This is a genomic window from Ruminococcus callidus ATCC 27760 (assembly GCF_000468015.1).
GTDB lineage: Bacteria > Bacillota > Clostridia > Oscillospirales > Ruminococcaceae > Ruminococcus_C > Ruminococcus_C callidus.
On record NZ_KI260476.1, the window covers coordinates 1 to 9,887 of the forward strand.

Annotated in this window: 7 protein-coding genes; 1 reads left to right on the forward strand and 6 read right to left on the reverse strand. The window is 51.8% G+C overall.

All coding sequences use genetic code 11. The annotated features are described in order from the left end of the window. Positions 1-67 precede the first annotated feature (67 nt). From RUMCAL_RS12415 to RUMCAL_RS12435, 5 genes are read right to left on the reverse strand one after another with little or no spacing between them, the layout of a single operon-like run. Positions 68-2,080 carry an alkyl/aryl-sulfatase gene (locus RUMCAL_RS12415; RefSeq protein WP_021683294.1) on the reverse strand — a complete coding sequence of 671 codons (2,013 nt, stop codon included), beginning with the start codon at positions 2,078-2,080 and terminating at the stop codon, positions 68-70. A gap of 15 nt (positions 2,081-2,095) precedes the next feature. Then, positions 2,096-3,379 carry a DUF1254 domain-containing protein gene (locus RUMCAL_RS12420; protein ID WP_040648185.1) on the reverse strand — a complete coding sequence of 428 codons (1,284 nt, stop codon included), beginning with the start codon at positions 3,377-3,379 and terminating at the stop codon, positions 2,096-2,098. Positions 3,380-3,392: 13 nt separating this feature from the next. Further along, positions 3,393-4,439 carry an ABC transporter substrate-binding protein gene (locus tag RUMCAL_RS12425; protein WP_040648186.1) on the reverse strand — a complete coding sequence of 349 codons (1,047 nt, stop codon included), beginning with the start codon at positions 4,437-4,439 and terminating at the stop codon, positions 3,393-3,395. A gap of 56 nt (positions 4,440-4,495) precedes the next feature. After that, positions 4,496-5,263, reverse strand: coding sequence for an ABC transporter permease (locus tag RUMCAL_RS12430; protein ID WP_021683297.1), 768 nt, complete (start codon positions 5,261-5,263; stop codon positions 4,496-4,498). A 13-nt stretch (positions 5,264-5,276) separates the two neighbouring features. Then, positions 5,277-6,071 (reverse strand): ABC transporter ATP-binding protein, encoded by a 795-nt coding sequence (locus RUMCAL_RS12435; RefSeq protein ID WP_040648187.1) that lies wholly within the window; start codon positions 6,069-6,071, stop codon positions 5,277-5,279. 381 nt (positions 6,072-6,452) lie between these two features. Between RUMCAL_RS12435 and RUMCAL_RS12440 the strand changes: the two genes are divergently transcribed. Continuing rightward, complete coding sequence (locus RUMCAL_RS12440; protein ID WP_021683300.1) at positions 6,453-7,526, forward strand: LacI family DNA-binding transcriptional regulator; 1,074 nt, start codon at positions 6,453-6,455, stop codon at positions 7,524-7,526. A gap of 49 nt (positions 7,527-7,575) precedes the next feature. Here the strand turns inward: RUMCAL_RS12440 and RUMCAL_RS12445 are convergent. Next, on the reverse strand, positions 7,576-9,887 hold a 2,312-nt coding region (locus RUMCAL_RS12445), incomplete at its 5' end, for an AraC family transcriptional regulator (protein ID WP_021683301.1).

Genomic DNA, 9,887 nt, shown 5'->3' on the forward strand with positions numbered 1-9,887 from the left:
TGTTTCATCTGACGAAAAATTTGACGACACATCTTTCGCACAATCTTTGTGCGGTAGTGCCCTTGATTCAGTGGTTTTCACGATTCGGTTCGATCAAGGCAAACTGGCTATGCTGGTTCAGGTCCACTACGGCATCGTGAATCTGCTGCAAATATTCCAAATGCTCGGTTTCCACAAACGGCAGCAGTGTTTCCAAGTTCTTCGCCGTAATTGCCGGAAAAGCAGCTGTGGCAATTCGGATCAGCGGCAGCGATTCCTCCGTATGTCCCTCGTAATAGAGAATCGTTCCGTGATAAACGTGCACGGCAAATTCCGCCTGCACCTGAAATGCCTCGCCTGCCTGCCATACTGCCGGCTCTCCGGCGGCATTTGTCACCAGCTGTAACCGGAACTGGAAATCTGCGTCTGCCAGCTTTTCGCCGTCTGTCACAATGCCCAGATAGTCCAGCACCATTCGCGGTGTCATGTTCTGTATCAGGTCATTCTTGCCGTCCTGCTCCAGCCGCCGCACAGTTTCCGAAGTGCCGTTCCGCAGTTCAAAGGCACCGTTTAGATACGCATTCCGCCAGATGCCGGATTCCGACTGGTACGCCAGCTGTTCCAGAGCGTCTGCGTTCAGCAGCCGTGCCCGCTGGTTTGACGGTTCTGCAAATACCGCATAGGAAGCTGCCTTTGCGGCACGGCGATAATTGCCGGCGGCATAGTCCTGCTCCGCCAGATGCAGCACCTGCTCCACAGAACCCACATATTCCACAAACAGCTTGGCTTCCTCTGTTTCTGTCAGAGCGTTCAGTTCTGTGGGGTTGCCGTTGTAAAAGCCCAGATATTTGCAGTAGACTGCCCGTGCGTTGATCTCCACAGAACCGTAATACGGGCGGGTGTACCAGACTTTCGCCAGCTTCTCCGGCAGTACCACTTCCCGTGCGATCTCCTTGGCAGTTCTGCCCTGATTTGCCAGATGCAGCGTCCGGTCGTGGATATATTTGTACACTGCCGCATTGTTCCGGAGAAAATCCTCTACGCCATGAGGCGTTTCCGGTGTGTTCCAGTGCGGCCAGTTGTGGGACTGGAACACCACATCTGCCTGCTTGCCGTAGCGTTCCAGTGCAATTGCCGTAAACCGCCACCAATTCGCCGCATCACGCAGCTGTGCTCCCCGAATGGGATAGAGATTGTGGAGGGTTCCGGTGCAGTTCTCCGCCGCCCAGAATGCCCGATATTCCGGAAAATAGTTGTTCATCTCCGCCGGTGCTTCTGTGCCGGGTGTCAGCTGGAATTCTACCTCCAGCCCGTCAATGGTCAGCGTGGTATCCTCCGCAATAAAATCGGTAGGCGTGATATAGCTGAGCGTTCCGGAAGAAGTCCCCAGTCCCAGCCCTGTGGAAACTCTGCCCTTTGGACCGGCGAGCAAGTCGCCGCCGAACTGGTACTTGGAACGGTGGAACATCGCTGTTCCGGCGTAAACGTTTTCCTTGACAGTTTCTTCGTCAAAGCCAGCCGGCACGTAAATGCGTACCTGTCCCTCTGCCTTACCCACCTGCTGCGGGGAAACGATGCCCTTGATGCCGCCGAAATGGTCGGCGTGGGAGTGGCTGATAATCACGGCTCTGATGTGGTCGCGAATGTTCTCTCCCAGCACTTCCTCAGTGATACGCAGGCCATAGGCAGCCGCTTCTGTATTGGTGGTCACGTCAATGACGATCCAGCCGGTTTTACTGCGGACAAAGGTCAGGTTTGCCACATCAATGCCCCGCACCTGATAGATCTTCCCTGCCAGTACTTCAAAGACACCGGCTTCGATATTCGCCTTGCCGTTGAGCCACAGGCTGGGGTGAACGGTATCCGCCACTGCCTGCTGTTTCAGAAAGTCGTATGCCTGCAAGTCCCAGACTACGTTTCCGGTCTTGTCTTTCAGCCGGAATCCGTCCAGCTTTTTCAGGCAGCCGCGTCGTGCCAGTGCTACTTCACTGTTGTAAGCATCTTCCAGATCAATTGCAAACTGCTGGGCGAATGCGGCGTTATGCTGCTTGGTAAAGACAGTTGCTTCTTTCGCATCTGCGTTATAACTGTATTCAGACATTGCTGTTTCCTCCCTTTAAATTCGTTCCAGAACCGGCGGTTCCCATTCGCCCCGAATGGTCAGTTCGTCCGGTGTGTACACCCGCAATGCCAGTGTGAAATGTTCCTCCGCAGCGGGTGCCGGCAGCCAGTTTTTCCGTGCCAGTCCGCCCTCCGGTTCCTCTGAGGCAATGAAGATGTCCAGCGAACCGTCCGGATTCTTTTCTACGCTGCCGTTTTCCAGATCATAGGTATTGACCTTGTACCGCCCAATGGGATTGGACACCAGATACTTGCTGGGCTCGCCGTACAGCGTGATCGACCAGAACACGGAAGCATGCGGATAGCCGTCCGCCGGAATGTGCAGCCGGTAGCGATTCCGGCTCGCCAACGGTGCACCGCTGTCATCTGCCGCTGCAATGAGATAGGCACTGTCCTGAATGATGTTGGCACCCCAGCCGCCATAGGCAGTTTCCGCACGCTGGAGATAGTCGGTACCATAAGTTCCTACGCCGCCAATGACAGAGAGCCAGCCGCGGTGCTGTACGGTGTATTTCGGATTCCGTTTTCCCGCCTGAATTTCTGCAAAACCCAGACGGCTGCCCTCGGTCAGTGCCTGCTGCTGTTCCGCAGTCAGGTCGTCCCATGAAAAGGCTCCTGTGGTGCGGTCATAGCCGAACTGTTCAAAAATCTGCACATAGGCTTCGTTCCGAATAGGATTTTCCGCGGAAAGTGCCGCAAACAGCGTGAAGAATTCCTTGGGCGAAACGGTTTCCACATAGGCTGCCGGAGAAAGCTCCGGTGCCTGCCGAACCGGACGCACCCGTTCCGGATACAGCGGACGAATGGTAATAGAGTCTTGGATTTGGTTCACTACCGGATAATCTGCCTCGCCCCGCGTTTCAATCCGCAGCAGCACTGCATTCAGGGAATCCTGTAAGCGAATCACCCGATAGGATTCGTATCCAGCCGGCACCGGTGTGTCCTGATACAGCAGAATATAATCCCCTTCTGCCCTGTCCGGAGTCCGTGTCCCGATGGATTCCACCACATTGGTGTATGCGTCCAGAATGGGGAACAAATAGTAGCGTTCCGTGATCTTCGGAATGTGTACCAGATATGGTGTCCGTGCCAGCTGTGTCCACGCGGTGGAGTACAGCGTGTCATTGTTCATTTTCACGATCTTGTTCACCTTGTCGGTGGGAAATGTCCGCAGATGCTGAAATGTCTTGTCGTCTGCTCCCCAGTGGGTCGCTTCGGTCACCACCAGCGGGAAGCCATAGAGATAGAGTGCCTTTGCCTGTTCTTTCAAATTTGCCATTTTCTGTTCCTCCTTATTGTTCACTTGTTTTCAGTTTTTCGTAATAAGATGTGTCCACAAAGCTGTCCACATCGATTGCCTTGGAGATGTAGCCGTTTTCCAGCATGAAGTCGCTGAGGTAGTTCAGCTTGTCGGTCACGCCGCTGTCAATATCGCTGTCCAGAAAAGCAAAGGTATCATCGAACCCATAGGCTTTCCGGAACACGTCCACGCCCAGTGTGGGGGATGCAATGGCGTGAAAGAATTCGTCCGGATTGGAAACGGTTTCCTCCTTGGCACGCTGCAACGCCTTTAGTACAGCCACAGCTGCGTCCGGATTTTCCTGTAAGAAGTCGTTTCTGCCGGTAACAGTCCAAAGGCTTGCCATTTCCGGATGTGCCACAGAGTTTTCCACATCGACACCCAAGCCCTGATTCTCGTAGTACACTACATTATAGTACAAGGTCAGCCATGCATCTGCTTCGCCGGTGGTAAAGACAGATGCAGCATCAGAAACCACGTTGACGATCTCCACCTTGCTCTCATCAATGTCATAGGTGTCTACGAGATGCTTCCAGTATTCCTGATAGTTTGTGCCGATACCGATAATGACTTTTTTGCCCTCCAGATCTTTCGGTGACTGGATTCCGGCATCTTTCTGTGCCAGCACACCAGCGTTCATCTGCTTATCTGCCACGCCGATAACACGAATATCCACGCCGTTGCTGTAAGCTGTCGCCGCCGGATAATCCCCGTAGAATGCCATGTCCAGTTCACCGGAAGCATATGCCTCATTGATTGCCGGACCTGCCTCTTGGAACGTCACCAGATCCAGCGTGTAGCCTGCGGCATTGAGTTCTTCTTCCAGATAGCCCTTGTCGTAGGCAAGCTTGCCGTTTTCCAGAAGCGGATAGTCGTCAAAACCAGGGCAGCCCAGCCGCAGGGGCTTCAGATCACCAGAAGCCGAAGATGCAGCCTGCTCTGTGCTGCTGCTGTCAGAAGAACCGGCACTGCCGCAGCCCACAATACCAAGGCTCAGGACACCTGCCAGAAGAAATGCGAAAATCTTGTTGTGTTTCATTTGAAATACCTCCATTTTTTAGGGCAACACCGCACAAAGCCTGTGCGTGACTGCCATTATTTTTGTTTTCTATTCCAAGGCGTAATCACTGTAAAGATTCCGCCCAGAATCTTATCCATGAGAATCCCGATCAGTCCGATGAGAATCATGCACACGATCACCACGTCCGACTGCATCAGGCTTCTGGCATTGCTCATGCGGTAGCCGATACCGGACAGAGAAGCAATCAGTTCCGCAGCGACAACTGCCATCCACGAAATCCCCAGCCCCAGTTTCAGCCCTACCAGAATCTGCGGCAGTGCGTGGGGCAGATGGACCTTCCGGAACGTTTTGAAAAAGTTCAGCTTGTACAGCTGTGCCACCTCAATATAGCCCGCCGGTGTACTGGAAATGCCGCTCATGGTGTTCATCATAATGGGGAAGAATGCCGCCATGACGATGACTACCACTTTGGACAATTCCCCGATGCCGCACCACAGAATAATCAGCGGAATCCATGCAATAATGGGAATCTGCCGAATCACAGTCACCGTGGGCTGCAACAGGTGTAACACCGTTTTGGACATGCCCATCAGCGACCCCAGAACCGTTCCCAACACGGCGGAAAGCAGATACCCTTTCAGCACGCGGGAAAGTGTGACTGAAAGGTCATTCCAGAGCTGCCCGCTTTGCAGCATCTCCAGAAATGCCTGCCACACCATGGAAATTTTCGGCAGGATACTGGTGGGAATGTTCCCGAAATGGGTAGCACAGATCCACGCCGCCAGTATCAGCACCGGAACAATCAGTCCCAGTAAAATCTGTTTGACCTTCTGCGTTTTCATGGTATCTCCTCCCTCAGATCATGTACTCTGCCTCTTGCAGAAATTCCGCAGAATCCTGAAAGAAGTGCTCGTAGATTTTCTTTTTGTATGCGGCAAAGCCGGAACTGCCGCGGTTCATGCGGGAGTATTTATCAGTAGTGATGATCTCCTGAATTTCGCCCGGCCGTGCAGACATGATTACAATGCGTTCGCCCAGATAGATTGCTTCGTCAATATCGTGGGTGACCATGACCATGGTGACTTTTTCCTCCCGCTGAATCCGCAGAATCTCTTTCTGCATCTGGATTCGTGTCAGTGCGTCCAGTGCACCGAACGGTTCGTCCAGCAGCAGAATGGAAGGATTGCCGGCAAGTCCGCGGGCAATTGCCACACGCTGGGACATGCCGCCGGACAGCTGCGAGGGATAGGCATTTTCAAAGCCTTTCAGTCCCACCAGTTCCAGATGCCGTGCAATGTGCTCTTCCCGTTCTGCCTTAGTCATATTCCGGATACCGAAGCCAATGTTGTCCTTGATCTTCAGCCACGGCAGCAGCCGGTGATCCTGAAATACCATACCGCACTGTGCATCTGGTCCGGAAACGGCGTGACCGTTTCGGGAAACGCCGCCGTCCTGATACGATACCAGACCGCAGATGATTTTCAAAAGGGTACTCTTTCCGCAGCCGCTGTGTCCCACAATTGTGACAAACTCTCCTTTTTTTACGGAAAGATCAATGTCTTTCAATACCTGAAACGAAGTGCCGTCCTTGACGAATTCTTTGTTCAGATGTGAAACTGTAATGATGTTTTCCTGTTCTGATTTTTTCATTGCTATCACCTTTTTCCGATTTGCCTTAGGGAATTCATTCCCTTGGTGTGATTTCATTCTACCCCACCGCAAGCGAAAAGTCCAGAGAAAATGGTGACAGCGTTGTCATTTCACGTGATTTTCTCCGCCAAACGGGTAAAAAAATGCCGCTTTTCTGTGAAAACAGACAGTAGCTTTCTTTTTTTCACAGTACAAGCGGCAACGATGCCAAAAAAGACTTGACGAAAATACGTGGTTTTTGTTTATTTTCCTACATTTCCTACAGGATACCCAGTATTTCATTTTAGACAACGTTATCATACGCCTTGACAAGCAGAAGTTTTCCCGCTATAATAAAATATAGAATACAGATAGAGATTCTCGGATATGAGGTGAGGGGAAATGTCCATTACAAAAATTGCGGCAATCACAGGGGCATCGGTTTCCACGGTAGCACGGGTGCTGCGGGATCCGGAGCACAAGTGCCACTCTATGGAACTGAAAGAGAAGATCCTACAGACTGCACGGGAAATCGGCTATGTGCCCAACGAAGCAGCAAAGGCTCTGAAAAGCGGCAGTGCTCCGAACAAGATATTTCATATCAACATCTTGCTGACCCGCGTCAACTCCGATGAAACTGATCCGTTCTACAGCGAAATGCTCCGGCTGGTGGAGATCGAAGTGCGGAAAAGCGGCGGACTGATTGAAAATATCTGGCGGCACGCGGTCTTTTCCAGCGAAAAAAAGACCGACTTTTCAGAAATCGAAAAGTCGGCGGCACAAATGTTTCATGATACCAAGCAAAAGCACGACGGGCTGATTCTCATTGGAAAATGCTCGCAAAAAGGACTGAAATCGCTGAAACGCTATGAGAAAAATCTCATTTCTATCAACCGCAACTCCACCACTTATGAAGTGGACGAGGTCTTGTGCGACGGCAGAAAAATCGCACTGACAGCAGTGAATTATCTGATTTCCTGCGGGCATCAAAAAATCGGCTACGTAGGAGACTGCCATAATGAAACGCGGTATGTGGGCTATCAGGAAGCACTGGTGCATCACGGCATTGCACCGGATATTGACGATGTTTACGACATCACACCCAACGAGAAAAACGGCTATCAGGCCATGGCATATTTCTCCCAGCAGGAAACGCCGCCCAGTGCGTTTTACTGTGCCAATGACATTCTGGCGATCGGTATGCTGAAATATCTGGCACAGAGCAAGAACTGGTACTATCACCCCGCAGTGATCTCCAGCGACAACATTGTGGAATCTCAGTACACCACGCCGATGCTGACAACGGTTTCCCTGCCGAAAACGGAAATGGCACATCTGGCGATTCAGATTCTGACAGACCGCATGAACGGCGGTCACAAGGCAGTGGTGAAAACGGAACTGCAATCCACACTGGTAATTCGCCAGAGCGTACATCAGTATGTTTCAACAGAAAATGAACCGGAATATTATATTTAAGGCAATGCCGCACAAAGTCCGCCAACGACTCTGTGCGGGGTTTTCTTGATTATTCGGCATTTCCCTTTGTGCGGTACTGCGTAGGTGTCATGCCGGTTTCCTTTTTGAACTGCTGCATGAAGTAGATCTCGCTGTGATAGCCGCACTGTTCGGCGATCTCCGCAAGGGTATTCTGCCCGTCTGCCAGCAGTTTTTTCGCCATGGCGATTCGGGCAGCGATCACATCGGACATGGCACTGACACCGAAATTCTGCTTATACAGCCGCTGAAAATAGGCACGGCTCAACAGCATCATCTGTGCCATATCTGCGATGTTCCAGTTTTCCTGGGGACGGCTGTAGATCTTTTGCCGGAGCGTGTTCATGTTCTTCCAATAGGCAAGCTGCTTTTCCTCCTCCAGCTGTTTCTGTGCAATGACATGGTCCACATAGGCGATCAGTTCCGCAAGGGATACCGTCTGGCTGACTTTTTCACAGAAGCAACTCATCAGCAGCTTAACATGCACACCGGATTCCCTTTCTTCCAGATGCTGATTGCAGTACTGCTGAATGGCATCGATATGCGTTCTGCCAGCATCAAACCGGTAAGAATAGGAACCGATCAGATAAAAGTGGTCGCCGTTGCAGCGGCAGCAAATTTCGTTTCCCAAGCAGCTGCTGCTGAGGGCATCTGCCACGGTCATCAGAATTTTATCCCCCACGTTGCTGCCCTGTTTCCGGTTGATCTCGTGCAGATTGTAAATATCCACTGCCACCAGCAGGAACTTCTCCCCGTGCAGAATGGACTGCTCGTAAATTTCAGAGGACAACTCCTCGAAGCCGCGGCGGTTATAGATTCCCGTAAGCGGGTCGCGAATGGCAGTGAGGTGGATCCGCCCGCTGAACTGTTTCAGATAGTTTCGGATACGCATGGTTTCCAGAGCCGAGCTGACATATTCCGTCCACGTCAGGAACTGCTTGTCCAAGCTGTACTGTTCTCCCTCGAACTCCACCGCCAGAAATCCAAAGCAGCGGTCCTCATAGTGCAGCGGAACCAGATGATAGGCAGAGGGCGTTTCCGGATTCTGCAAAATTTCCACCAATTCCCGCAGGTGGACGATCTCATAATCGGAACTGCCGTACACCTGCCGGAACAGAAAAAATGTGTCCGGATACCCTGCGGTGCGGTATGTGCTGCCATTGGTGCTGATGATGCCGTCCCAGTCTTCGCCGATACAGAGGTAGAACACCTTGATGCGGCGAATCAGGTATAGCACGTGGTGCAGTTCTTTCGCAAATTCCATCAAGTTGTCCGGTGCGGAAATTTTCTGAATCATGCCGCTGTACTGAAGCAAATAAGCAAACTTCAGCTGCTCTGCCAGATCTCGCTTGTATCCGGCAAACACACCATTTCCGGACATGGTACAGCCGCAGCTTTCCGCAGGCTCCAGCACTTCCGGTCGGCATGGAATGGGAGTACAGATTTCACCGGTGATTTCGTAGTGCAGCTGACAAACGCTGTTGACTCCCAGATTATAGTTCATGCTTGTCATACAAGTGATTGAAGGAACGTTGAGCATATTGGTCATAAACGGGTCATACCCCACGACTGCAATATCTTCCGGAACGGCAATGCCGCGTTTTTGCAGCGTGCGGATCAGAGCCTCTGCCATTGCCGCATTGGCACATGCCACCGCTTCCGGCATTGCAACACCGCCGTCTGCAATGGCATTCCCCAGCCGTTCGCCGGAGTGCACCCAGAAATCCCCGTAAAATATCATCTGTTCCGACACCGGAAGCCCGTGCTGCTGCATTGCATCCCGAAATCCCAGGACACGGTTGCGGGACTGGTGCAGTTCCGGCGGACCAGTCAGGCAGTAGATCTTACGCTTGTGGTGCACTTCGATCAAATGGTTCACCAGATCGCAGAAAATCTTCCGGTCATTCCAAAGCGGATACACTGCGTCACAATTTTCCTCGCCGATGTCCAGAAACGGCAAACCGGATTCCAGACAGATCTGGTCGATTCGCTGCCGCACCTCCGGCTTCTGAAACATGCCCTTTTGTGTGAGAATACCGTCGGCATACCCTTTGTGAAACAGTGAAAGAATATTCTCCTCCCCTGTCTGAAACGGCGTGTCACAGTTGGCATTGGAAAAAAAGGAAAATGTGACAATATCATAGCGGAGAGCATTCGCCTGCTTGGTGATGCCCTCTAACAATGTGTGATTGTACTCCGATTGCAGATCTGTCAGGAACACTGCCAGAATGCCGCGTTTTTTCGGGAATGCCTGCATGATTTCACCGCCTTTTCCTATGGCAACACCGTACAAAACTTGTGTAATATTACTTTTAGGCAATACCGCACAAAGATTGTGCGACA

Coding starts and splice junctions, on each gene's coding strand:
- RUMCAL_RS12415 (WP_021683294.1), bottom strand. CDS start 2,080: ATGTCTGAATACAGTTATAACGCAGATGCGAAAGAAGCAACTGTCTTT.
- RUMCAL_RS12420 (WP_040648185.1), bottom strand. CDS start 3,379: ATGGCAAATTTGAAAGAACAGGCAAAGGCACTCTATCTCTATGGCTTC.
- RUMCAL_RS12425 (WP_040648186.1), bottom strand. CDS start 4,439: ATGAAACACAACAAGATTTTCGCATTTCTTCTGGCAGGTGTCCTGAGC.
- RUMCAL_RS12430 (WP_021683297.1), bottom strand. CDS start 5,263: ATGAAAACGCAGAAGGTCAAACAGATTTTACTGGGACTGATTGTTCCG.
- RUMCAL_RS12435 (WP_040648187.1), bottom strand. CDS start 6,071: ATGAAAAAATCAGAACAGGAAAACATCATTACAGTTTCACATCTGAAC.
- RUMCAL_RS12440 (WP_021683300.1), top strand. CDS start 6,453: ATGTCCATTACAAAAATTGCGGCAATCACAGGGGCATCGGTTTCCACG.